Annotated in this window: 19 protein-coding genes and 1 other RNA gene; 9 read left to right on the top strand and 11 right to left on the bottom strand. The window is 44.5% G+C overall.

Features of this window, described 5'->3' with window-relative positions; all coding sequences use genetic code 11:
• Positions 1–29 precede the first annotated feature (29 nt).
• Positions 30–497 (bottom strand): SsrA-binding protein SmpB, encoded by a 468-nt coding sequence (smpB, locus tag BTO09_RS11620; RefSeq protein ID WP_087524938.1) that lies wholly within the window; start codon positions 495–497, stop codon positions 30–32.
• Between the two features lie 127 nt (positions 498–624).
• Here smpB and BTO09_RS11625 point away from each other — a divergent pair, with 127 nt between their 5' ends.
• Positions 625–1,428 carry a DUF6503 family protein gene (locus tag BTO09_RS11625; RefSeq protein WP_369826875.1) on the top strand — a complete coding sequence of 268 codons (804 nt, stop codon included), beginning with the start codon at positions 625–627 and terminating at the stop codon, positions 1,426–1,428.
• Positions 1,418–2,182, top strand: coding sequence for a DUF6503 family protein (locus BTO09_RS11630; protein WP_087524940.1), 765 nt, complete (start codon positions 1,418–1,420; stop codon positions 2,180–2,182). Before BTO09_RS11625 ends, BTO09_RS11630 begins: the two co-directional genes overlap by 11 nt.
• Here BTO09_RS11630 and BTO09_RS11635 read toward each other — a convergent pair.
• The 4 genes from BTO09_RS11635 to clpB all read right to left on the bottom strand — a co-directional run bounded on the left by BTO09_RS11635 (position 2,179) and on the right by clpB (position 6,804).
• Positions 2,179–2,697, bottom strand: coding sequence for a histidine phosphatase family protein (locus BTO09_RS11635; RefSeq protein ID WP_087524941.1), 519 nt, complete (start codon positions 2,695–2,697; stop codon positions 2,179–2,181). The genes BTO09_RS11630 and BTO09_RS11635 overlap by 4 nt on opposite strands.
• A 283-nt stretch (positions 2,698–2,980) precedes the next feature.
• Entirely contained in the window at positions 2,981–3,466 is a 486-nt protein-coding gene (locus BTO09_RS11640; RefSeq protein WP_087524942.1) for a thioesterase family protein, read from the bottom strand.
• 38 nt (positions 3,467–3,504) lie between these two features.
• Positions 3,505–4,098, bottom strand: a complete 594-nt coding sequence (locus BTO09_RS11645; protein WP_087524943.1) for a TetR/AcrR family transcriptional regulator — start codon at positions 4,096–4,098, stop codon at positions 3,505–3,507.
• Between the two features lie 105 nt (positions 4,099–4,203).
• Positions 4,204–6,804 (bottom strand): ATP-dependent chaperone ClpB, encoded by a 2,601-nt coding sequence (clpB, locus tag BTO09_RS11650; protein ID WP_087525556.1) that lies wholly within the window; start codon positions 6,802–6,804, stop codon positions 4,204–4,206.
• A gap of 160 nt (positions 6,805–6,964) precedes the next feature.
• Here clpB and ytxJ point away from each other — a divergent pair, with 160 nt between their 5' ends.
• A complete protein-coding gene (gene ytxJ / locus BTO09_RS11655; protein WP_087524944.1) occupies positions 6,965–7,357 on the top strand; it encodes a bacillithiol system redox-active protein YtxJ in 393 nt (130 codons plus the stop codon).
• Here ytxJ and fahA read toward each other — a convergent pair.
• Positions 7,350–8,627 (bottom strand): fumarylacetoacetase, encoded by a 1,278-nt coding sequence (gene fahA / locus BTO09_RS11660; RefSeq protein ID WP_087524945.1) that lies wholly within the window; start codon positions 8,625–8,627, stop codon positions 7,350–7,352. The two genes, ytxJ and fahA, sit on opposite strands and share 8 nt — an antisense overlap.
• A 110-nt stretch (positions 8,628–8,737) precedes the next feature.
• On the opposite strand from fahA, the gene glyA reads away from it, so the two are divergent.
• Positions 8,738–10,012: a serine hydroxymethyltransferase gene (gene glyA, locus BTO09_RS11665; RefSeq protein WP_087524946.1), complete on the top strand. Its 1,275-nt coding sequence runs from the start codon at positions 8,738–8,740 to the stop codon at positions 10,010–10,012.
• A 77-nt stretch (positions 10,013–10,089) separates the two neighbouring features.
• Entirely contained in the window at positions 10,090–13,434 is a 3,345-nt protein-coding gene (locus BTO09_RS11670; protein ID WP_087524947.1) for a VCBS repeat-containing protein, read from the top strand.
• On the opposite strand, the gene BTO09_RS11675 is transcribed toward BTO09_RS11670, so the two are convergent.
• From BTO09_RS11675 to BTO09_RS11685, 3 genes are all read right to left on the bottom strand, one after another.
• The gene (locus BTO09_RS11675; RefSeq protein WP_087524948.1) at positions 13,431–14,984 is read right to left on the bottom strand and encodes a hypothetical protein; all 1,554 of its coding nucleotides are present in this window, start codon (positions 14,982–14,984) and stop codon (positions 13,431–13,433) included. The genes BTO09_RS11670 and BTO09_RS11675 overlap by 4 nt on opposite strands.
• A 60-nt stretch (positions 14,985–15,044) precedes the next feature.
• Positions 15,045–16,322: a carboxypeptidase-like regulatory domain-containing protein gene (locus tag BTO09_RS11680; protein ID WP_087524949.1), complete on the bottom strand. Its 1,278-nt coding sequence runs from the start codon at positions 16,320–16,322 to the stop codon at positions 15,045–15,047.
• A 93-nt stretch (positions 16,323–16,415) separates the two neighbouring features.
• Entirely contained in the window at positions 16,416–17,474 is a 1,059-nt protein-coding gene (locus BTO09_RS11685) for a glutaminyl-peptide cyclotransferase (protein ID WP_087524950.1), read from the bottom strand.
• A 108-nt stretch (positions 17,475–17,582) separates the two neighbouring features.
• Between BTO09_RS11685 and ffs the strand changes: the two genes are divergently transcribed.
• The 3 genes from ffs (at position 17,583) to fsa (ending at position 19,296) form a co-directional block, all read left to right on the top strand.
• Positions 17,583–17,681, top strand: an RNA gene (gene ffs / locus BTO09_RS11690) — signal recognition particle sRNA small type.
• A gap of 57 nt (positions 17,682–17,738) precedes the next feature.
• Positions 17,739–18,542, top strand: a complete 804-nt coding sequence (locus tag BTO09_RS11695) for an SDR family oxidoreductase (RefSeq protein WP_087524951.1) — start codon at positions 17,739–17,741, stop codon at positions 18,540–18,542.
• 100 nt (positions 18,543–18,642) lie between these two features.
• A complete protein-coding gene (gene fsa, locus BTO09_RS11700; protein ID WP_087524952.1) occupies positions 18,643–19,296 on the top strand; it encodes a fructose-6-phosphate aldolase in 654 nt (217 codons plus the stop codon).
• A 13-nt stretch (positions 19,297–19,309) separates the two neighbouring features.
• Here the strand turns inward: fsa and BTO09_RS11705 are convergent, their stop codons facing one another.
• A complete protein-coding gene (locus tag BTO09_RS11705; protein WP_087524953.1) occupies positions 19,310–20,740 on the bottom strand; it encodes a thioredoxin-like domain-containing protein in 1,431 nt (476 codons plus the stop codon).
• Positions 20,741–20,872: 132 nt separating this feature from the next.
• Between BTO09_RS11705 and BTO09_RS11710 the strand changes: the two genes are divergently transcribed.
• Complete coding sequence (locus BTO09_RS11710) at positions 20,873–22,504, top strand: ABC-F family ATP-binding cassette domain-containing protein (protein ID WP_087524954.1); 1,632 nt, start codon at positions 20,873–20,875, stop codon at positions 22,502–22,504.
• Here the strand turns inward: BTO09_RS11710 and BTO09_RS11715 are convergent.
• Positions 22,501–23,220, bottom strand: coding sequence for a hypothetical protein (locus BTO09_RS11715; protein ID WP_087524955.1), 720 nt, complete (start codon positions 23,218–23,220; stop codon positions 22,501–22,503). The genes BTO09_RS11710 and BTO09_RS11715 overlap by 4 nt on opposite strands.
• Positions 23,221–23,309 lie beyond the last annotated feature (89 nt).

Genomic DNA, 23,309 nt, shown 5'->3' on the forward strand with positions numbered 1-23,309 from the left:
AAAAAGTGTTAGCTAACATAAATTTACCATTAATTGTTAAAGTTCTTTTTGATCCTGCTGAGGTTACGCTTGTTGTCTCTGTCTTTGATGGTCTCGCGTTTGTCGTAGAGTTTTTTACCGCGACACAGTGCGATCTCCATCTTGGCAAGACCTCTATCGTTGGTGAACAATAAAAGGGGAATAATGGTCAAGCCTGAGTTTTTAACTTCTTTTTCAAGTTTCTTTAACTCGTTGCGATTCAGGAGTAATTTACGCTCACTTTTTGGCTTGTGGTTAAAGTGCGTCGCATGAGAATACTCCTCTATCGTCATATTAATTACAAAGAGTTCACCGCGATCGTTGAACTCGCAAAAACTCTCAGCTATAGAGGCGCGTCCTTCTCGTATGGCTTTGATCTCTGTACCAGCCAGAACGATACCCGCCGTGTAGCGATCTAAGATCTCGTATTCAAAGCGGGCTTTGCGATTCTTTATTTTCACTTGTTTTTGCAAACTCATGCCGCAAATTTACATTTAATTCCCGTGTAATTGTCGCCCATATTCACTGGCTTTTGGATTTTTCTTCTTATCAAAATTTTAAGAGCTCTTACACGAGCAGATTGCTAGTTCTGTGTATTTTTGTTTTATGTTGAAACGGACCACAATACTACTTTTATGCAGTCTGATGCTCTGGAGCTGCAACAGTGGCCCCACCAAAGAGCAACAAGAGCCTGATCCCAAAGCTGTTAAACCCAGATTGACCGCTGGGCAAATCGTAGACCGCGCCATTGAATATCACGGAGGCCCACTTTTTGAAAAGTCTGAGATAGAGTTCAAGTTTCGAGATTATCAGTACAGATCTTTGCAAGAGGGTGGAGCATTCACTTTAGACAGGATTTCGTACAACGATGCTATCGGTAAGATCACAGATCGAGTCACCAATGCCGGCTATACCCAAGTATTGAACGACGAATTTGAGATGAACATCGTAGATTCAATGAAGGTCAAGTTCACCAATAGTGTTAACTCTGTTCATTATTTTGCCCGCCTGCCTTATGGTCTGAATGCGCCTGCCGTAGAAAAAAAGCTGATCGGGACCGACTCTATTAAAGGGAGAGCCTATCACGAAGTTGAGGTGCGATTTAAGCAAGAAGGTGGAGGCGTAGATTTTCAAGATGTATTTATGTACTGGTTCGACACAGAAACGGGTGCTATGGATTATTTAGCCTATTCTTACGAGACCGATGGGGGTGGGATTCGCTTCCGAGCGGCCTACAATCCGCGAGAGATAAATGGATTGCGTTTTCAAGATTATGTGAATTACAAACCGCAAGGCTTGGATGTTGCCTTAAAAGATCTGGATTACCTCTACGAGCAGGGATCGCTTATTGAGGTCTCGAAGATCGAATTGGAAAATGTAAAAGTGAAAATAGTAGACGATGCACTTTAGAACCTTTTTATTGCTGTTACTAGTAGGATTGACGCAAAGCTGTGAGCAATCGGCTAAATCTGAAGCTATAGAACCCAGAGCCCTACTCGATAGTGCAATAACTGCACATGGCGGTGCTCGCTATGATGGCGCTACCATACGCTTTGCGCTGAATAATTACGATTTTGAGCTCAAGCGCGAGGGGTACACTTATGACTACAAAATGTCTCAAGAAAAAGATGGAGCGCTTCATATGGTAAACACCTTTAACGGTGGACTTACGTATAAGATCGGAGATAGCCTTGTGGACCACGGAGGACGTCAAATGACCTTAATTAGAGAGCGGGTCAACAACGTAGCTTACGACTTCTACATACCGTATTCCTTAACGGGTAACGATATTGTATTGGAGTATTTAGGTACTGAGAATATGCGTCTAAAACCGTATCACAAGCTAAAAGTGAGCTATAAACAGATACCAGGAGCCGATCCGGACGAGCGCGCCTATGTCTTGTGGATCAGCGCCGATACTTACGAGATCGATTTTATTGCCAAACAGAATGAGGCCGCAAGCGGCAGAAAGCAATTTATGGCCGCTGCCTATAAACGCCGTGTTGGCGGCATGCTATTCTCTGATTTTGAATTGTATCAAACTGCAGATAGAAATAAAGAAGTAGCCATAGATTCTCTGGGGATGGCCTATAATTCTGGGAACATGCAGCGTAAAGCTGTTACTACTTATATGGACATTGAGGTTGACCCAAAGTCGAATTAATCGATCTGTAAGACCTGTACGGTGACCTTTTCACCACTTTTAGTAACAATGAACAACATACCGTTGTTGTCGTCCGCTATCCAGGGGTAAGTCTCTTTTTCTAAAACAGCGTTTACGAACATTGGAGTGGTGTTGCTATGCCCGACAACCAATACCGTTTTGCCTTGAGTCGCTGCTGCGAAGTCCGCACTGTAAAGATTTCTTGGGTCATAAGACTGAATTTCCAATTCCTGCATCAGAGAAGTAGGTAAGGCTGTTTGCTGTGTGCGGTTGTAATCTGTGCTGTAAATAGCGTCAAAGGCTACATTCTCAAATACTTTAGCCCACTTGGCAGCCCTTTGTTTACCGGCCTCGGTAAGATTCGGATTTTTGTTGTCGGCATTAGAACGGTCTTTTTCCGCATGTCTGATGCAGTAATACACCGTAGTCTGGTCTGATGTTGTTTCTTGTCCGTAGAATTGCTGCGGAGCCAATACAGCTGCTATCAGCAGTATAAAAAATAAAGCGCGTTTCATAAAGCGGTTTTAGACCGTGAAGTTATTAAATAAAAAATTGCCTAAAAGAAGCTCTTTAGCTTCCCCTAGGCAATCACCTTTTCTAAGGTCCTTTCTTACAACATGCTGATAGAAAGTGAATAGAATAGTGTTACTAGAGTAACAACCCCAACGTAAACGGCTAAGGCGTGATTGCGTTTAGGTTGTATCTTTTTGTTGCTGATTGCTGTTTCCATGATCTTCATTTTTTGGAGTTTTCGTTTTTTGTTTGATACACCCATATGACGACCCAGAAAAATCTTTGTTACACCTTTTGCGACCGAACTGTCGAAATTCTGGCCTCAAATGTCGTTTCAGCTACCGGATTTGCTACTGCTGCGAAAAGATTCATAAATTTTTGTGAATGCTGCTCTCTTTGTTGCTTTAAGAGGTTGAAATGCACGAAGTTACTCCACATAACAGCTTTGAGTTCGTCTTTTTTAAGACCGTTCATGCGCATCTCTACCAACAAACTAGTGTCTGTATAATGCAGCAATTGACTGCTTATTTTAACCTCTTCCATAGTGAAAGCTGGTTTTAGGTAGGCAATCTGCGTGCTACCAACAACCCAACTCTTTCCTTCCTTACGGCCTAATTCGTAGATGTCAATACCGTAGTGCGCAATAAGCTGATCCTCTCTGGCATTGATCATATAGTTCAGATATTCTGCATTGTTCAGATGATTAAATGGGTCGCAATCCTGAAATCGGATCTTGGTTGTGCTTTCTAATACTTTAGGTAAATTCTCCATAATAAAATACCGAATGGTATATTTTTGTTTAAAAAAAATTAGATTTCGTACTTGCTGATTAGTTGGTCTAGGGCATCTACTGCCTCAACCACATAGGTGTGATCATCCATGGTCTGCATCATGAATATTGCGCCTTGAATACGTGTGTACATTAGTTTTCCAAAGTTCTTGTTAGCGAACTCTGCCTTAAGATCTCCTTCTTTTACCGCCAATTCAACCAAACTTTGAATATGCTGTTGACTCTTACTTATAACCGATTGAACCTGAGCCATAAGCGGCCCGTCTTGGTGGTGTGCATCTACGCCGATATTCAGAATAGGGCAGCCGCCCAATTTCCTGCTGAACTGATAGTAAGAGCGGTAGAACTCGGTGATCTTGTATAAAGCACCTAAGGCAGAATCACTTTCTTGCTGATGCAAGCTGATCTGTTTAAAAAGCTCGTTCACGTTGTATTTGAACGCCGCAACAGCCAGCGCTTCCTTAGATTCAAAGTTACCATAGATAGCGCCCTTGGTAAGGCCAGTAGCCTTAGTGAGGTCGTTCAAGGAAGTAGCCGCATAGCCTTGCTGATTAAAGATCGGGGCTACGGTTTCTACAATGAACTTCTTGGTTCTTTCTGCTTTTGTGAGCATGATTCGCTTGTGTTCGCCTTTTCAAAGATATAAAAAATACCGAACGGTATATTATTTTCAATAAAAAAAACCTCCCGCAGGAGGTTTTAACTTGATTCAATTATTTTAAGGAGTTACCAGGTCATTCTGATTCCTAAAAACGAGCTTCCCGTCAAAACTATCGAGCAATATGATGCTTTCTGCCGATACTTTTCCCGCTAAGATCTCCTTAGAAAGCTGGTTGAGTACTTCTCGCTGAATTACACGCTTTACGGGTCTGGCTCCAAATTGCGGGTCGAATCCACGTTCGGCCAAATACGCAATGGCATCATCCGTAGCGTCTAAAGTAATATTCTGTTTTGCAAGCATTTTTATCACCCCGCGGAGTTGTAGACTCACAATTTGCGCTATGTCTTGCTCTCTTAAAGGTGTAAACAGAATGATGTCGTCTATACGGTTTAAGAACTCCGGACGTACAGTCTGTTTGAGTAATCCCAGAACATCTACTTTGGCGGCTTCCAGAGCACTGTCTAGATCTTTGATCGATTCAAAGCGCTCTTGGATCACGCTACTTCCCATATTGGAGGTCATGATTATAATGGTGTTCTTAAAATCAGCAACCCGCCCTTTGTTATCTGTCAGGCGACCTTCGTCCAGAACTTGCAATAAGATATTAAAGGTATCTGGGTGCGCCTTCTCGATCTCATCTAACAAGACTACCGAATACGGCTTGCGTCTTACCGCTTCGGTAAGTTGCCCGCCTTCGTCATAGCCTACATATCCCGGAGGAGCTCCCACCAAGCGGCTAACACTGTGCCTTTCTTGATACTCGCTCATGTCTATTCGCGTCATAGCGTTTTCGTCATTGAACAAGTATTCTGCCAAGGCCTTGGCCAATTCTGTTTTTCCAACCCCTGTGGTTCCCAAGAATAGGAAAGACCCGATAGGTTTTTTGGCATCTTGCAAACCTGCTCTCGATCTTCGAATCGCGTCGCTTACCGCAGTAATGGCTTCTTCTTGTCCCACCACGCGTTTGTGTAGCTCTTGCTCCAAAAGCAGCAATTTTTCGCGTTCACTCTGTAGCATTTTGGTCACGGGAATTCCGGTCCATTTGGCTACAACTTCTGCGATATCCTCATGGGTAACTTCTTCCTTGATGAGCGAAGACCCTTGCTGGGCAGCCAATTCTTCTTGTTTGGCTTCTAGTGCTTCTTGAGCTTCCTTGATCTTTCCGTAACGAAGTTCGGCCACTTTTCCGTAGTCGCCTTCGCGTTCGGCGCGTTCGGCTTCGAGTTTAAATGCTTCTATCTCGGTTTTTATTTGCTGAACACTTTCTACAACCTCTTTTTCTTGCTTCCATTTCGCATGGATCTCGTTGCGTTCTTCTTTGAGGTTGGCCAGATCTGCACGAAGGATCTTGAGTTTGGCCTCGTCCTTTTCGCGCTTAATGGCTTCTATCTCGATCTCCAATTGCATGATCTTTCTGTCTAAAACATCCAGTTCCTCGGGTTTGGAATTGATCTCCATCCGCAGTTTAGAGGCTGCTTCGTCCATAAGATCGATCGCCTTATCGGGCAAGAATCTGTTGGTGATATAACGCTGAGAGAGTTCAACCGCACCAATGATTGCATCGTCCTTGATACGCACCTTGTGGTGGTTCTCGTACTTTTCTTTTATACCTCTTAAGATAGAGATCGCACTTTCGGTATCGGGTTCATCTACCTGTACCTTTTGGAAACGACGCTCCAAAGCTTTATCCTTTTCAAAATATTTCTGATACTCATCTAAAGTGGTGGCCCCAATAGCACGCAGTTCTCCTCTTGCCAAGGCCGGCTTAAGGATATTGGCCGCGTCCATGGCTCCTTGTCCACCTCCGGCTCCGACCAAGGTATGGATCTCATCTATGAATAAGACAATATCTCCGTCACTAGAGGTCACTTCTTTGATCACGGCTTTAAGGCGCTCTTCGAATTCTCCTTTAAACTTCGCTCCAGCGATCAGAGCCCCCATATCCAGACTAAAGATCTGCTTTTGCTGCAGGTTTTCGGGTACATCTCCGTCTACAATACGGTGTGCCAAACCTTCTGCAATGGCGGTCTTTCCTGTTCCAGGCTCGCCTACAAGCATGGGGTTATTCTTGGTGCGTCTAGATAGGATCTGCAGTATGCGTCTTATTTCTTCGTCACGGCCAATAACCGGGTCTAGCTTACCTTCTTGCGCCAATTGATTTAGATTCTTGGCGTATTTGTTCAAAGCGTTATAGGATTCTTCTGCGGATGCGGACGTAACCCGTTCTCCTTTGCGCAGCTCATCTATGGCCGCATTCAAGTTCTTGCTGTTCACACCCTGATCTTTCAAGGCCTGAGCAATACTATTCTTGCTTTCAAAAAGCGCGAGTAAAAGATGCTCTATAGACACAAATTCGTCCTTGCGCTTCTTTGCACCAATAGAGGCGTCGTTGAGCAATTTTGCTGTTTCACGCCCTAACATGATCTCTGCCCCGCTAACTTTTGGCTTGCGCTCCAGCTCTTTGTCCAAGATCTGTTCTAGGGTAGTGGGGTTCACGTTGAGCTTTTTGAGCAGATAAGGCAGCACATTCTCATCGACCTCGAGCATGGCTTTAAACAAGTGCTCCGGGTCTATATGCTGATGCTCCAACTCTTGAGTGAGTTGGTGCGCCTGCTGTACAGCTTCCTGTGATTTTATAGTATAATTATTAAAATTCATCGTCATCTTTGATTTGGATTCGAGCAGTTAAAATCAAAACTCAGACCATTTTAAATTCGCGTCATTTTGGCGTAATGTATTGGCGTTTTAGCCGACAAAATGTCAAAAATCAACAGTCTCCGCCATACAATATAGCGGTCAAAACCATTATTTTTGTGCTATGAGTTTATTTAGAAAACTGTTCACTAGCGATTCAGCTCCCCAAGAGCCTCAAACTGAAGTCCCATGGACCCCAATAACGAACATGGACCAGCTGGATGCGTTGAGCTCGGTATCAGCCACCAAACCTGTTATCATCTTTAAACACTCCACCCGCTGTGGGATAAGTGCTATGGTGCTGAGGCAGTTTAATAAGAGCTACGATCTTCCCTTAGAACAAATGCAACCTTATATCTTGGATCTTTTGTCCTACAGAGAAATCTCGAACGAGATAGCAATTCGCTTTCAAGTGCTGCATCAAAGTCCGCAGCTATTGGTCATAAAAAACGGTAGCGCAGTTCACGCAGCTTCTCATTACGAAATACAAGCCGCAGATCTACACAGATTTATTTAAGTGCAGGCAAGAGTTTGGTGCGGCATTCGCCAAAACCAATTCTGACTTGGTCGTTTTGGCAATATCCTTTCAAGATCACCGTATCGTTGTCTTCTATAAAGGATCGTTTAGAACCGTCTGGCAGCTGCAGCGGATTCTTCCCCGCCCAAGACAATTCCAACATAGAGCCATAGCTGTCTGGGGTTGGACCCGAAATAGTTCCGCTACCCATCATGTCTCCACTCACCACATTACATCCGTTTACGGTATGATGCGCCAACTGCTGGGCCATATTCCAATACATATATTTAAAATTGGAAGTTGAAACCTTGTGAGGCTCACTGCCCTCGGGCTGTAAATAAACCTCCAGATTAATGTCATAGCTCTTCGGACCGGTATATTGTAAGTAGGGAAGTTGCGGCTTCTCTGGTTTAGGGCCGTCCACTTTAAAGGGTTGTAAGGCATCCAAAGTAACTATCCAAGGTGAAATGCTAGATGCGAAGTTCTTGGCAAGGAAAGGGCCTAGCGGCACGTATTCCCATTTCTGAATATCGCGAGCACTCCAATCGTTAAAAAGCACCAGGCCAAAAATATAATCTTCGGCTTCATCCACAGGAATCGGCTCACCTAAATGATTGGCATCCGTAGTAATAAAGGCCATTTCTAATTCGAAATCCACGCGCTTTGAAGGTCCAAATACGGGCTCATCCGAATCTGGCGGAAGCGTTTGTCCTTTAGGTCTTCTCACATTGATACCACTGGGAATTATAGAAGAACTACGGCCGTGATAGCCCACTGGTATGTGCAACCAATTTGGCAATAATGCCTTTTCCGGATCGCGAAACATGCTACCAACATTGGTGGCGTGTTCCTTGCTCGAGTAAAAATCGGTATAGTCTCCAATGCTAACAGGCAATTGCATCTCGATCTCTTCCATAGTGAAGATGATCACATCGCGATGCTCCATATTGTCGCGTAGCTTTGGATTATTGGCTTCAAAGACCTCAGAGATACGATTGCGAACCAAACGCCAAGTCTTGCGGCCATCAGAAATAAAGTCGTTGAGACTGTCTTGTAAAAAGATATCGTCTGTGAGATCGATCCCCTCAAAGTATCCCAACTGATGCATAGCGCCAAGATCTATGGCAAAATCTCCGATCCGAGTACCTATGGTAATAATGTCATCTCGCGTTAAAAAAACGCCGAAAGGAATGTTTTGTATTGGGAAATCCGAGTTTGGCGCTACTTCTAACCAAGTAGTGCGATCTGGATTGTTTGCTGATAATGGCATGGTTGGTTCTTAATAAATTGTTGGTAAATCGTCTAATCAAAGATATGATTTTAGATGGTGCAAAAGCAGCTATTGCGTATTTTTGATCTCGTAATTTTTAAGCTGATAAAATGCAACGCGATACCGAGATCTTTTCCCTGATTAAAGAAGAAGAACAACGACAACTCAACGGTTTGGAACTTATTGCTTCTGAGAACTTTGCAAGTCCTCAGGTTATGGAAGCTACGGGTTCTGTACTTACCAACAAATACGCCGAAGGTTATCCTGGTAAGCGGTATTACGGAGGCTGTGAAGTGGTCGATAAGGTAGAGCGATTAGCCATTGAGCGTGCCAAAGAGCTCTTTGGAGCCGAGTACGCCAACGTTCAGCCGCATTCCGGGTCTCAGGCCAATACAGCAGTGTTTGCGGCTTGTTTAAAGCCGGGAGATACTTTTATGGGCTTTGATCTGGCACATGGTGGACACTTAACCCATGGGTCTCCGGTAAACTTTTCGGGTAAGCTCTATAGACCTGTTTTCTACGGAGTGGATAAAGAGACTGGCCTTTTGAATTACGACAACATTATGGAGATCGCCAAGCGCGAAAAACCAAAAATGATCATAGCCGGAGCCAGTGCTTATTCTCGAGAGATCGATTATGCGCGTTTCCGCGAGATCGCAGACGAGGTAGGAGCTTTGCTTATGGCAGATATCGCGCATCCGGCAGGACTTATCGCTAAAGGCCTAATTGCTGATCCAGTTCCACATTGTCACGTGATCACTACTACTACTCACAAGACCTTACGCGGGCCTCGTGGTGGACTCATCATGATGGGTAAAGATTTTGATAATCCTTTTGGAATAACCTTAAAGAACGGTAATCTGCGTAAGATGTCATCGCTATTAGACAGTGGTATATTCCCTGGGAATCAAGGTGGTCCTTTGGAGCATGTTATTGCGGCTAAAGCAGTAGCTTTTGGAGAGGCTCTTTCTGAGGAGTTCTTGCATTATATGGTACAGGTTAAAAAGAACGCCAAGGTCATGGCGCAGGCCTTTGTAGACCGCGGTTATGAAGTAATTTCTGGCGGAACTGACAATCATATGATGCTCATAGATCTGCGCAACAAAGACATTACCGGAAAAGCTGCAGAGGAGGCCCTTGGCCGAGCAGAGATCACGGTGAACAAGAACATGGTACCTTTTGATACCCAATCGCCATTTGTTACCTCTGGGATCCGAATCGGAACTCCGGCAATTACTACGCGCGGCTTAAAGGAAAGCGATATGGAGACCATAGTTGAACTAATAGACCGCGTGATCCAAGCTCCTGACAACACTGCAGAATTGGAAGCTGTGGCTAAGGCAGTAAACACCTTGATGGCAGGGCGTCCCTTATTTAACGCTTAGGGCTTGCTTATCTGAAGCTACGCAGCTATATTTGGAGGACTTCCATCTGCGCTTTAGCGCATTAAAATGTGACTTGAATGAAGTACTCCGGCTTTATCCTATTTGCTCTGGCGGCCTGCCTGCAGAGCTGTGATAATTCACCCAGCATTGCCAGTATTGAGCGTCCATTGGCCACTACGGTCAATGCCGACAATACAGAAACCACCTTTTTAGAACTGCTCAACCCGGCAAGTACCGGGATCAGCTTTAAGAATGGTATCGTAGAAACGGAATACAAGAATCACCGTTCCTATACACAGATATACAATGGAGGAGGAGTTGCCGTAGGAGATCTCAACGGCGACGATCTGCCCGATCTCTATTTCGCTGGAAACTCCGTAGATGACAAACTGTACTTCAACCAAGGGAACTTTAAGTTTAAGGAAGTGACCGTAGAAGCTGGAATTGCCAATTATGTAGCCGGTTGGTCCTTTGGGGTGAGTATGGTAGATATCAATTCAGATGGGCTATTGGATATCTATGTCTGTAAGGCGGGGCCTTATTCAAATCAGCAATATTTGGCGAACCGCCTGTTTATTAACAAGGGAGATGGCACATTTAGCGAGGAGGCTGCAGCCTACGGTTTAGACATTAAGAACTACAGTGTTCAGGCGGCCTTTTTAGATTATGATCTGGACGGAGACTTGGATATGTATTTGGCCAATCACCCCGTGCCCGGATCGGACAAAAAGAATCCGAAGAACTTTGCCAGCTATGTCAAAGCGATCAACGATGGGGTGCTTAGAACCGATAATTTCTACGAGAACGAAAACGGAAAATTTGTAGAAAAGACCGATGCTGCTGGCCTGGTCAATTACGGTTATAAAAACGCAATCGGTGTAGGAGACCTAAATAAAGACGGATATCCGGACATGTATGTCTCTACGGATTTTGGAGAGCCCGACCTCTACTATGTGAACAATGGCGATAAGACCTTTAGCAACAAGGTTCGCGAAAGCATGAAACACATTACTTATTACAGTATGGGTAGTGATGTGGTCGATGTGAATAACGACGGTATGTTAGATATCTACGTAACCGATATGACACCAGACGATCACGTGCGTTCCAAGACCTTTATGCCAAGCATGGATACCGATAAATTCAACGCCTTTGTACGCTTTGGGTTTCACCATCAGTACATGCTGAACTCTTTACAGCTCAACAATGGCGACAACAGTTTTAGTGAATTGGGGCAATTTGCCGGGATCGCTAAAACCGATTGGAGCTGGGCCCCACTTTTCTTCGATATTGATCTTGACGGTAAAAAAGATCTCTTTGTAACCAACGGAATTAAAGAAAACCTGAACGATAACGATATAAAAGAGAAGGTCTTTAGTCAGCAAGACGCTTTGCAAAGACCGCTATCGCTGCAAGAATATTTAGAATTGGTTCCTTCTGATGTGACGCCGAACCAAGTCTTTAAAAACAAAGGCGAACTCAAGTTTGCCGACGTTTCTGCCGCCTGGGTAGACAATGCCAATTTCAATTCTAATGGCGCGGCTTATGCAGACCTGGACAGAGATGGAGATCTAGACATGATCTTAAATAATATGGATGCCGAGGCTGCCATATATAGAAACAACAGTCCTAGCGGTCAAAGTGGAAATTCTTTAATGTTGGATCTCGAAGGGCCCAAAGGGAATGCCTTTGGTCTAGGGGCAAAGGTTACCGCTACCCTTGACGATCAGATCGTGTATTACGAGCATTATCCCTCTAGAGGCTATTTGTCTTCTGTAGATTATACGGCGGTGCTTGGAATTGGTAAGGCTGCAACCGTAAATAGTTTAGAGGTGGTTTGGCCCGATGGAAAAGTGCAGACCCTAAACGATATTCCTGCCAATAGCAGGCTTAAATTAGCCTACGGCGGAGCTTCTAGTGTGACTACTTCGCCAGAGCAGCCAGAGGCCTTGTTGGCCAAATTGGATCCGCAGCAAACGGGATTGAATTTTTATCATAAAGAAGACCGCTTCAACGATTTTAGAAAACAAGTACTGCTGCCGTATTCGCAGTCTCAGAACGGACCTTTCTCTGCGCAGGCAGATGTCGATGGAGACGGCTTAACCGATATTTTCGTAGGAGGTGCCGCCGGCAGTCCGGCAGCTTTATACATGCAGCAGCCCGATGGCAGTTTTAAAGCCAATCAAACTTCAGGTTGGTTACAAGATGCTCCATATGAAGATACTGGTGCGGTCTTTTTAGATTACGATGGCGATGGCGATATGGACCTCTATGTTGCCAGCGGGGGAGCAGCGGCTCCAGAGGGCGATGCCCTTTATCAAGACAGGCTTTACGAAAATAATGGTGCGGGTGTATTTAAGCGCACGCAGGGAGTCTTGCCGGTTGAAACAACGAGTAATCAGGTAGTTTTGGCAGAAGACGTAGATGCCGATGGCGATACCGATCTCTTTGTGGCGGGCCGAGTAATTCCGGATAAGTATCCATATGCTCCGGAGTCGCGATTACTGATCAATCAAAACGGGCGTTTTCAAAACATCACCCAGCCAGACTTGAAGCGTGTTGGACTGGTGACCAGTGCTGTCTTTTCAGATTACGACGGTGATGGGGACAAGGATCTGATCATAGTAGGAGAGTGGAGCCCTGTGCAGTTCTTTGCCAATAATCAAGGTACATTCCGCAAGCAAAATTTTAAAGGATTCGAGGATTCGAACGGCCTTTGGTTTGCCATACAAGAGGCAGACCTAGACGGCGACGGCGATATGGATTACCTTTTGGGGAACCTCGGTACTAATTCCAAAATGACGGCCAAAGAAGATAAACCATTCCATGTCTTTTGTGACGATTTTGACAATAATGGCACCTACGACATTGTCTTCTCTAAAGATTATAAAGGCAAGCTAGTGCCTATGCGAGGACGCGAATGCTCCTCGGAGCAGATGCCGTTCATCTTAGACAAATTCACCAACTTCCAATCTTTTGCGAATGCTTCTTTGGGAGAGATCATAGGAGAAGATAAATTGGCCTCAGCCCTGCATTACAGCATTAAAGATTTCCATCATATGGCGCTCATTAACGAAGGTGGTGGGTCTTTTACCCGTGTCGAATTACCTAGAATGACCCAAGTGGCACCTATTATGGACTTTGAAGTGGTAGACTTAAATGGAGATGGTACTCAAGAGATCATAGCTGTGGGGAACTTGTATCCAACAGAAGTAGAGACCACTCGTTATGATGCTTCTCGTGGCGCGGTGATGCAGTTCAAGGACGGAAAATTCCATATGCTCGCAGAGGCTGAGTCTGGCTTGGCCGGAGGTGGCGACGCCAAAGATGTGGATCTGATCACACTGGCCAATGGCGAGCGTCGTCTGTTGGTGACCAACAACAATGGGCCATTAGAGGTATATCGTCTGAATCAGCCTTAGTCTTCGTCCGGAAATATTACGCTTTCGTAAGCTCCAGCATCGAAAGGAGAAGTTCGGGCAACATTGAGAATGTCAAATGGAACTATTGCTGTTCCGGAGGCATCTAAACCGTTAGCTCCTGAATCGTCAGGAATGTTCAACTGATTTTCAAATGGCGCCAAAAACAACGGATCTTCATTAACGACCAAGTTGTTGTATCTACTTGCATTGGTGAAGTCGTAGAGTGGATCACCATCAAACACACCTTGAACATCGTTAAAGCGCAATAGCGTATTGGTAAAATTGTAGTTAAAAGCTGCTCCGCCTCCATCTATCAAGCCGAGCTCAATATTCTCGTTGCCGTAAATGATACAATTGGTAAAGTTGGCTTCAATGAGGTCTTCAAAGCGAATATCAGTCTCACTCAATACCAAAACATTGTCTAATTGAACGGCTGGAAAGCTTCTAAAGCTGTCGTTCCAATAATTGACAAAAGTGCAATGTCTAAAGTTGTAGCGTCCGCCAAAGCTCAAGGCCAAGGCCGATTGTCCGGCATTGTTGATCACCACGTTCTGACCGTCCACATATCCTGTACGAGCCAATAGGCCAACATTCGAACTGTTATAGATCTGTACATTGTTCAACACCAAGGTAGGGTCTGTAGAACCGTCGTTGCTATCCATTAAGATACCCACAGTGGCATTTTTAATGGTGGTATTGGTAAAGGTGTGTCCTGTGCTTCCTTGGGTCAGCCAAATGGCACCCCATTGCCCAGGCACATCTGCAAATCCAGGTTCTAATCGATCGCCTTCAAAAATAACTTCGTTCTCCAGCGCTTCAGGATCTCCGCTAGGCGCGCCATTAGAGATCATGGTGGCATTGTTCGCTACAAGTATGCCACTATCGGCATGAAAATGTACACGAGCCCCAGGGTTTACCGTAAGGGTGCTTCCGCTATTAACTGCCGCATAACCGTAGATCACATAAGGCTTCTCATTGGTAAAGGTCAGTTCATCGTCCTCCAAAATGAATCCTTCGATCAAAATAGGTTCCCCATCGGCATCAGTTCCTAAATTCAAGGTCTCTACAACGCCATCCGCATCGCGCTCCGGAAACAGGAATACCGCATCCTGTACCAGGGTTACCAGTTCAACGTCTTGCTGATTGGCACCACTGTCAAATTGGATCTGATCGGTATATAGGAATTGATTGGCTGTGGCGGCAAAATCTTCTATGTCCACAGTGGTCTCTACAAAGACAAAGATGCTGTCCTTGGCTCGGATCACCACATCTTCGAAAGTTTTACCCGGAATACCATCGACATTCAACCGATAAAGAGAGCTTTCTCCTTGTCCTAATTGTACGGTTGGGATGTTGATATCCTCATCTCCACGATTGTATACCTTTAAGTTATAGGTGCTGGAACCGATATTGGTAAATACCGTATCCAGATAAACGGTATCTCTGGAAAATTCCAACATACCTGTATTGGGTACGGTTTCAAAATCGTTTCGACAACTGGAAAGGAGAACAACAAAACCCAAGATAGTCAGGGCAAGTAAGCTTCGCATAAAGATCTATTTTGTGTAAAAATATAACTTTTTGCATAGCATCTTATTGTGCGTGGCGCCTTATTTGCGTTTTTTCCGCGCCCTGCGTGCTGCCTTTTTCTTTTCGCGTTCTAAGCGTTGAAACTCAATAGTGTTGGCATACCGAGCTCTGTCTTCTTGTAATTGCGGATTGCCGTTGAAGTTTTCAGATCGGCTGTATCCAATACGATACCAAGGAATGACACCATCATATTCTATCGTCACATAATGGGCAACGAGCCCCATCACTGATTTTCGCCATTTGTTTTCAAGCACAACTTCGTCATGGACTTCTGCAGCTTTAAGAGTTCTTGGTTTAAAATTTTCAACCTCAAAGACCAACTCATCCTCAGGGCGGAGGTCGGTTCTAAAATAGCCGTCCGCGTCCGTATAAACGGCAGCCTGAGTTCCGGCAATTGCAATTTTTTGAAAGGGAATTACCGTACCCTCAGAGTCCATTAGAATGCTTTCTACTTTGATGATCTTTGCAGCAGGAGTGACGAGCAAACTGTCTTTGGCTATTGGGGCTACGAGATCAACTTCATTGGTGGTTTCATTCAATCCGCATACGGCTGCTTTGTTTTCCAAAACTTCTTTTGCCGTATTAGTGTTGGTTGTTTCTGTTTGAGTAACGGCGAGGGTAAACCCGCTAATAGCTCGAGCTTCTGGTTTGTATAACTGAGCCACAACCACCACTTCTGGTAAATGCTCTGGGCTGTATTGCAATGCAAAACTGTAAATATCTTGATGCTCATGGACCTGAATTTCTTCCGTGAGGTAGAGGTAAGAGCTAAAGCGTAAAGTGTGTCCTACCTGAACCTTTAAGCGGTAAGTTCCCTTATTGTCTGTTTGAATCTGATCGTTGGTTTCTAGAATGCTTATTCTTACTCCGGGTAAAGGATTTCCCGCGGTATCGGTAACCACGCCTTTAATATCTTTATACGCCTGCTGTTTTTGGCTCCCAATATTCAGTGAGACATAAGACGCATCTCTAGAGAACTGTTTTGGTGACTCTTGTCCGTAAGCTGAACTAGCTGCTAGCATGGCCAGAGGCAATATAAAAGATGCAGCCAGAGGAGGTAAGATAGCATTTCTTCTTACCGAGAGATCAATGGGTCGATCGAGCTGATCTGATCTAAAGCGTCCGCAGATATTGTCGTGCTTTTTAAAATAAGAGGCAATGAATTTATCTGACTTGGCAGTAAAGTCGACAACGGTCTTGGCACAACTATCGCAGTGCCTCCCGAGTCCTTGTGGAGTCATTTTGTTCCAATCTTCGTGACAGGGTTCCGGGATCTGAAGGGTAATCTTCTTGGCCATAAGGTTGATTTAAGTGTTACTCAAATCACCTCAAAATCCATCAGAATAAAAATGCAGAACTAGGGAACGGCCCTTTTCAATGAGGGAAATGGATTATTGCAATTCTGCAATAGCCACTTTAAATAATTTTTCCCAGCGTTTCCCGGTCAAATACAGTGTATTGGGCTCCCCTTTATACGCTATACCGTTTAGTACATTGTCTTCGCTAGCCTGTGCCACCTGATCTTTAAGGGTACGGGTGTTGATCACGCCTTCTACAGCTCCAGTAGCTGGATTGATTATGGCAATAGCATCTCGCTGCCACACATTGGCGTAGATCTTTCCGTCTACAAATTCCAGTTCGTTGATGTTGTCGATCTTGGCGCTGTGGGTGTATACCTCGATATAGTCTTCTTCCATCAAGGTTTCTGGATTCAGGATCCAGATCCTAGAAGAGCCGTCGCTCTTGTAGATCTTCTTTCCGTCGTTACAAAGACCCCAACCTTGTCTGCTATCGCCGTAATTGAAGAAATCGAGTTTCTCCATACTGTCTAGGTCGTAGATAAGGCCAATACCACGCTGCCAAGTGAGCTGGTAGATCTTGTTGTCTTTAATAGTAAGTCCTTCTCCAAATTGATTACCAGGCAGCGCTATGGAGTTTACCACTGTACCGCTTTTGTAATCTACCTTGCGCAGGGTGCTTTCTCCGTATTGTCCGGTACTCTCGTATAAGGTATCACCGACAAATTCGATTCCTTGCGTAAAGGCTTTAGTGTCGTGTGGATAGGTCTCTAAGATCTCGTAGCTATAGGCTTTAGGGGCCTTGGCAGCCAAGACAGTAATATTCTTTTGGGTCACAAAACGATCTTCTCCACTGTAAACACGAGCCAAAATGGTTCTTTGCCCCACCTTACCATCTGCAATGCGAATGCTCGCATTGCCATCCGCAGTAGCTGCAAAACGCACATCGTCTATAAAGTAAGCAACGGAGTCTACTCGCTTGTTGTTTGGATTGTATAGACTCACTTCCATGGTCGCATCTGCTTTCATGGTGGCTTTGGCTTCTGAGAAGTTTAGGTTAAGCCCGTGCTCGTCTTTAAGGTTTGGTTCTGCACAAGAACCTAATAATAAGGCTATTGAAATCGGTAGGAAAAGCGTCTTGAAATAGTTCATCCCAAATTTTTTGGCAAGTTATCCATTTTGCGCTAAAATCAAGGCAAAGAGATTTTAAATTCAACTTAAAATTCATTGCAAATATTAAGAATGAGCGTATCTTTGCAGCGGCAAGTCCTACACAACCAGCTCCTGTTGAATCCCCCAGGGTGGGAACACAGCAAGGGTAGACGGTCGTAGCGGTGTGATGTAGGTAGCTTGCCATTTTTTTTTGCCCTTTGGTCAAGGATTTTGCATTTGCTATTTTTGGCCCTTAGCAATTCTATGAGTAAGGTAGTTTTTATAACGGGAGCATCATCAGGTATTGGCAGAGCCATTGGCGAGCTACTACACCAAAAGGGCATGGTCGTTTACGGTACAAGTCGTAATCCGTCAAAGATCACAGACTCTCCATTTCCTTTACTTCCTTTAGATGTTAACGATCCGCAGACCATAACAGAAGCTGTTGCCTGGGTTTTGGCCGAAAAGGGTCGAATAGATGTCTTGGTAAACAACGCTGGTGTGGGAATAACAGGTCCCATAGAGGAAACTCCAGATGCCGAGATCAACAAAGCATTCGACACTAACTTTTACGGTCCTATTCGCGTGATAAAGGCCGTGATGCCAGCCATGCGTAAAGCAGGGCAGGGCCGCGTTATCAATATCACTTCTATAGCGGGTTATATGGGCTTGCCTTATCGCGGAATCTACTCTGCCAGTAAAGCTGCCCTTGGAGTTGTTACAGAGACCTTGCGTATGGAAGCGCGTGAGTTTGGTATTTCTTTTACAACGGTTGCACCCGGAGACTTTGCAACCAATATCGCTGCCGGTCGCTATCACGCTCCGCTTAAAGAAGATTCTGCTTATTACAACAACTACAAGGTGTCTTTAGACCTTATGAACGAGCACGTGGACGCTGGTGAGGATCCTGCAGCCATGGCTAATTTTGTGTATCGCCTCATCAATAAGAAAAAGGTCAAGGTGCATTACCGCGTAGGGGCACCTTTACAGCGCCTGTCTATCGTACTCAAAAGACTACTGCCAGATACTTGGTACGAGTCTATGCTCAGAAAGCACTACAAGCTCTAGCAGTTATTAACAGTTTTAGTAAATAATTTTTACTGCGGATGGCGCGTTGGCTTTTCGAGCTTGCTTATTTTTGTATCCATAATTACACATCTGGAACTTTATGAAATTTTTTATCGATACCGCCAACCTTGATCAGATCCGTGAAGCCCAAGAATTGGGAATTCTTGACGGGGTTACCACCAACCCATCACTAATGGCCAAAGAGGGCATTACCGGACAAGATAATATCCGCCAACACTATGTAGACATTTGTAATATTGTAGACGGAGATGTTTCTGCGGAGGTGATCTCGACCAAGTACGAGGATATGATCGCAGAAGGAAAGGCATTAGCAGCTTTGCACGAGCAGATCGTGGTTAAAGTTCCTATGATCAAAGACGGTGTGAAAGCCATCAAATACTTTAGCGACAACGGTATCCGTACCAATTGTACCTTGGTATTCTCTGCTGGACAAGCTCTTTTAGCTGCTAAGGCAGGAGCTACCTATGTTTCTCCATTTATTGGTCGTTTGGACGATATTTCTACCGATGGATTGAATCTTATCAATGAGATCCGCTTGATCTACGACAACTACGGATTTCAGACACAGATCCTTGCCGCTTCTGTAAGACACACCATGCACGTTATTGACTGTGCTAAAATTGGTGCCGATGTAATGACAGGGCCTTTAAAATCTATCGAAGGTCTGTTGAATCATCCGCTAACGGATATCGGTTTAGAGAAATTCCTCGCAGACTACCGCAAAGGAAACTAAGGACCAATTAGTTTTATTGGAAAGGAACTCGGTTCAGATAGCCGAGTAATTGTACTTCGAAAGAGCTGCCAAAGATATTGGTGTTGTTCTCAATGATACGACCTCGCGCGTCAACTATGATCGCCTTGTTCGGAGAATTGAGCACCAACTCGCGTTCTGCCTGAACCGCGTCGTTGAATCTGTATTCGGTCTTTTCGTTAAAAGTGCGCAGCGCCATGGTCTTGAGCCATTTTTCGTGGTTTTGATCTACGCTGATACCCACAAAATCAAATTCTGGGTATTTGGCTTTCATCTCTGCTGCTTTTTTGTGAATGCGCTTGTTGTGGTTAGACGAACCTGCCGACCAGAAGAAAAGCACCGTAGGTCTGTTTATGAGACTGTGTAGGTCCTTTATGGTATTGTCTGTGGTAACTACCATCTGATTCGGCAGAGGGTTACCAGGAATCATCTTATCACAGGCTTGGTGCAACAATTTCATTTCTTTATGCTGCGCCTTGCTGCTGTTCTTTTGCATGAACAGATCAAAGATCTCCTCGCTGCTGTCTTGATCTTTAGAATTGATCAGGTAGCGACGCGTGGTGGCGTACAACAGGTTGTTCTTAAGGGAATCGTGTGTTATTACGCTGTCTATGAGTTTCAGCTTCGCCTTGGTATGCAAGGGAGATGTTCTGTCAAACTTCGCCCGATTCATATAAGTGGTGTAGCTCACATTATCTAGAAAAGACGAAATATATCTGTAATACGGATAATAGGTGTATAAGTGCTCATCGCCGTAATTCACGCCGCTTCTAAAGGCGTAGAAATTCTCTGGCAAGGAGTTCATATTCTCCAAATGGTTACTGCCGTAATGCGCAAAGGGATAGAGCTCCTTTTTAGAATAATAATCGAAGTCAATACTGGCTTGAGCAACCTCGTTAAAGCCTGTTGAGGTCTCGTGTTTTTCTTGGAATCGATTCAAGATCTTTAGGCGGATGTTACGCATACTGTCTAAAGAGGCACTAAAAGCTTCCGGGCTTTTCTGATAATAGCTCGGCATGAGCTTTTGCTCTTCTTCGTTGTGCAAGAACATTTCTATCAGATAGTTGTTCTTTGCTGCGCCAGTACCGGAATAGGCTAATGATTCGTCAAAGTCCAAAGTGTTAACACGCAGCATGATGCTGTCTCCAGGTTCTATATATACCAGCTGATATTCCTTGTGGATAAAACTGTAGAGGCCTGGAACAAGGCTATCGAATTTGTATCGGAAGAAGTTGTCCTTATCTAAAAAGATAGTGTCGACCACGCGAGAGTTCTTGGCCAGGAGCACAAAGTCAGCTCTGGGATTAATGATCTCACCACCAAACCATGTGTTTATTTCTTGTTGCTTATCGCTCTTACAAGCCCCAAAAAACAAGGGGAGTAAAACACTCAGGGGAATCAAGTATTTTTTAAACATGCGCTCCATAAAGAATCCTTACAAAAATAAGCGCTCCGCCCTGAGCTTAGTGTTAAGCGCTCGTTAAAATAATTGGCTTATAAAACCTTTATAAAGCCCGCATTTATGCCTATTTTTGCGGCGCATTTTAAGACGTGAATTATGCTTTCAGTATCTAATCTATCAGTTCAATTTGGGAAACGTGTGCTTTTTGATGAAGTGAATACCACTTTTGTCAATGGGAACTGCTACGGAATCATCGGTGCTAACGGGGCCGGAAAATCTACTTTTTTAAAGATTTTATCGGGTAAGATGGAGCCCACCTCTGGGCAGGTTCATCTAGAACCCGGTAAACGCATGTCTGTTTTAGAGCAGAATCACAACGTCTTTGATGAGCATACTGTACTTGAAACAGTGATCATGGGAAACAAGCCGCTTTACGAAGTTAAAACGGAGATGGACCAGATATATGCCAAGCCAGACTTTAACGATGCAGATGGAGAGCGTGTTGGGGAGTTGCAAGTGATCTTTGAAGAGATGAACGGATGGAACGCAGACAGCGATGCCGCCGCCTTGCTTTCTAATTTGGGTATCAAGGAAGAATTCCACTATACACCAATGGCCGATATGGATGGTAAACTCAAAGTACGTGTGCTTTTGGCGCAGGCACTTTTTGGAAATCCGGATGTGTTGATCATGGATGAGCCTACCAACGACTTGGACTACGAGACCATTTCTTGGTTGGAGCACTTTTTGGCCAATTACGACAACTGCGTTATCGTTGTGTCTCACGATCGTCACTTTTTAGACGCTGTTTGTACCCATATCAGTGATATCGATTTTGGGAAGATCAACCACTATTCCGGAAACTATACCTTCTGGTACGAATCCAGTCAGTTGGCTGCACGTCAACGTGCACAGCAGAACAAGAAGGCCGAAGAGAAAAAGAAAGAACTACAGGAGTTTATCGCTCGTTTTAGTGCCAACGTGGCCAAGTCCAAGCAAGCGACTTCTCGTAAGAAGATGATCGATAAGCTGAATATAGAAGATATCAAACCGTCTAGTCGCCGTTATCCTGCGATCATCTTTGAGCGTGAGCGCGAAGCAGGAGATCAGATCTTGAACATCGAGAATTTGTCGGCCTCCTTAGATGGAGAAACCTTATTCACAAAGTTAGATCTAAACCTAGCCAAAGGCGATAAGGTTGTGGTTTATGCTAAAGATTCTAGAGCGACCACTGCTTTCTATCAGATCATTAACGGAGAAAAAGAGGCAGACAGCGGGAAATACCAATGGGGAGTCACCACTACCCAGAGTTATTTGCCAGCAGATAACGATTCTTATTTTAGCGAAAAGATATCCTTGGTAGATTGGCTGCGTCAGTGGGCAACTACAGAAGAGGAGCGTGAAGAGGTTTACATTCGCGGTTTCTTAGGAAAGATGCTTTTCAGTGGGGAAGAGGCCTTGAAGAACTCAGACGTACTTTCCGGAGGAGAAAAGGTGCGTTGTATGCTCAGCCGTATGATGATGCTGCGCGCTAACGTTGTTATGCTAGATGAACCGACCAACCACTTGGATCTGGAGTCGATCACCGCCTTTAACAATTCGCTTAAGAACTTTAAGGGAACCGTATTGTTCACCACACATGATCACGAATTTGCGCAAACAGTAGGTAATCGCGTTATCGAATTAACGCCGAATGGGGTTATAGATCGCTATACGACCTTTGATGAGTACATGAGCGATCCCAAGATCAAGGAATTGCGACAAAAAATGTATGCGGTCAACGCTTAGGCGTTGTAATACTTAGAATTCCAAATAGCCGTATTGAAGTTCTTTCCTGCGGCGAATCCGTAGTATAAAACAATGGCAGCCACCGCCTTGAACATGAACAGGAACAACATGACGTATTCTGTCATGCCTACTTCTTTGTTGGTAAATACTCCCATGGGTGAGATCGCAGTCAACAAGATGCTCGTTACAAAAATGCTAAACACCATATTGTCGAAATTCTTTACCGGCCATACCAAAAGACGTCTAAGCCCGCTCAGGTCATTTCCCCATTTGTGAATAAGGTAATAATAGCCATTGCCAATAGGAGCAAAGAGTAGTGGATCGTCTGCATTCTCTAACTTGAAGAGTTTAGAAGGCGCCATCATTTTAAAGCCGCTCAGAGAAGTGTCGTGCTCGTCTTCTAAGGCTCTGATCTTACTAATGGCTTCTTCTGGGAATTCGCTCTTGAACAAGGCTGCATCTAAAAAGCGCAGGCGATAATCCACACAGATCGACTTGATTGTATCTATATGATAGATCTTATCCGTCTCTAAAGCTTCTAGCTTAAAGGCATTGGCGGTTGTTTTCGACCTGCTTCTAAGACGTGTTTGAATGTCTTGTCGCTGCTCTTCATTGGAATCCAAGACCTGTTGAATCTGGTCTAATATAGATACTTCAGCGCTGTTTTTTGCTCTTCTGCGGTTTAACTCGCGCTCTATGTTCGTGCTCAATCTCATCCGATCAAAATTTTTCAAATTCGTGTACTGAATCATTCAAAAATTGTGCTGCACTTAAAAGCGTTTGCCAAAGGAATGCTGAATTTAGG

Source organism: Gilvibacter sp. SZ-19 (assembly GCF_002163875.1).
Taxonomy (GTDB): Bacteria; Bacteroidota; Bacteroidia; order Flavobacteriales; family Flavobacteriaceae; genus Gilvibacter.

Bases quoted from the DNA above. Each gene is read 5' to 3' on its own strand.
- BTO09_RS11640 (WP_087524942.1), bottom strand. From the start codon at position 3,466: ATGGAGAATTTACCTAAAGTATTAGAAAGCACAACCAAGATCCGATTT.
- BTO09_RS11680 (WP_087524949.1), bottom strand. From the start codon at position 16,322: ATGGCCAAGAAGATTACCCTTCAGATCCCGGAACCCTGTCACGAAGAT.
- ytxJ (WP_087524944.1), top strand. From the start codon at position 6,965: ATGAGTTTATTTAGAAAACTGTTCACTAGCGATTCAGCTCCCCAAGAG.
- BTO09_RS11645 (WP_087524943.1), bottom strand. From the start codon at position 4,098: ATGCTCACAAAAGCAGAAAGAACCAAGAAGTTCATTGTAGAAACCGTA.
- BTO09_RS11710 (WP_087524954.1), top strand. From the start codon at position 20,873: ATGCTTTCAGTATCTAATCTATCAGTTCAATTTGGGAAACGTGTGCTT.
- BTO09_RS11625 (WP_369826875.1), top strand. From the start codon at position 625: ATGTTGAAACGGACCACAATACTACTTTTATGCAGTCTGATGCTCTGG.
- glyA (WP_087524946.1), top strand. From the start codon at position 8,738: ATGCAACGCGATACCGAGATCTTTTCCCTGATTAAAGAAGAAGAACAA.
- BTO09_RS11635 (WP_087524941.1), bottom strand. From the start codon at position 2,697: ATGAAACGCGCTTTATTTTTTATACTGCTGATAGCAGCTGTATTGGCT.
- BTO09_RS11675 (WP_087524948.1), bottom strand. From the start codon at position 14,984: ATGCGAAGCTTACTTGCCCTGACTATCTTGGGTTTTGTTGTTCTCCTT.
- BTO09_RS11670 (WP_087524947.1), top strand. From the start codon at position 10,090: ATGAAGTACTCCGGCTTTATCCTATTTGCTCTGGCGGCCTGCCTGCAG.
- BTO09_RS11705 (WP_087524953.1), bottom strand. From the start codon at position 20,740: ATGGAGCGCATGTTTAAAAAATACTTGATTCCCCTGAGTGTTTTACTC.
- BTO09_RS11685 (WP_087524950.1), bottom strand. From the start codon at position 17,474: ATGAACTATTTCAAGACGCTTTTCCTACCGATTTCAATAGCCTTATTA.
- clpB (WP_087525556.1), bottom strand. From the start codon at position 6,804: ATGAATTTTAATAATTATACTATAAAATCACAGGAAGCTGTACAGCAG.
- smpB (WP_087524938.1), bottom strand. From the start codon at position 497: ATGAGTTTGCAAAAACAAGTGAAAATAAAGAATCGCAAAGCCCGCTTT.
- BTO09_RS11695 (WP_087524951.1), top strand. From the start codon at position 17,739: ATGAGTAAGGTAGTTTTTATAACGGGAGCATCATCAGGTATTGGCAGA.
- fsa (WP_087524952.1), top strand. From the start codon at position 18,643: ATGAAATTTTTTATCGATACCGCCAACCTTGATCAGATCCGTGAAGCC.
- fahA (WP_087524945.1), bottom strand. From the start codon at position 8,627: ATGCCATTATCAGCAAACAATCCAGATCGCACTACTTGGTTAGAAGTA.
- BTO09_RS11630 (WP_087524940.1), top strand. From the start codon at position 1,418: ATGCACTTTAGAACCTTTTTATTGCTGTTACTAGTAGGATTGACGCAA.
- BTO09_RS11715 (WP_087524955.1), bottom strand. From the start codon at position 23,220: ATGAGATTGAGCACGAACATAGAGCGCGAGTTAAACCGCAGAAGAGCA.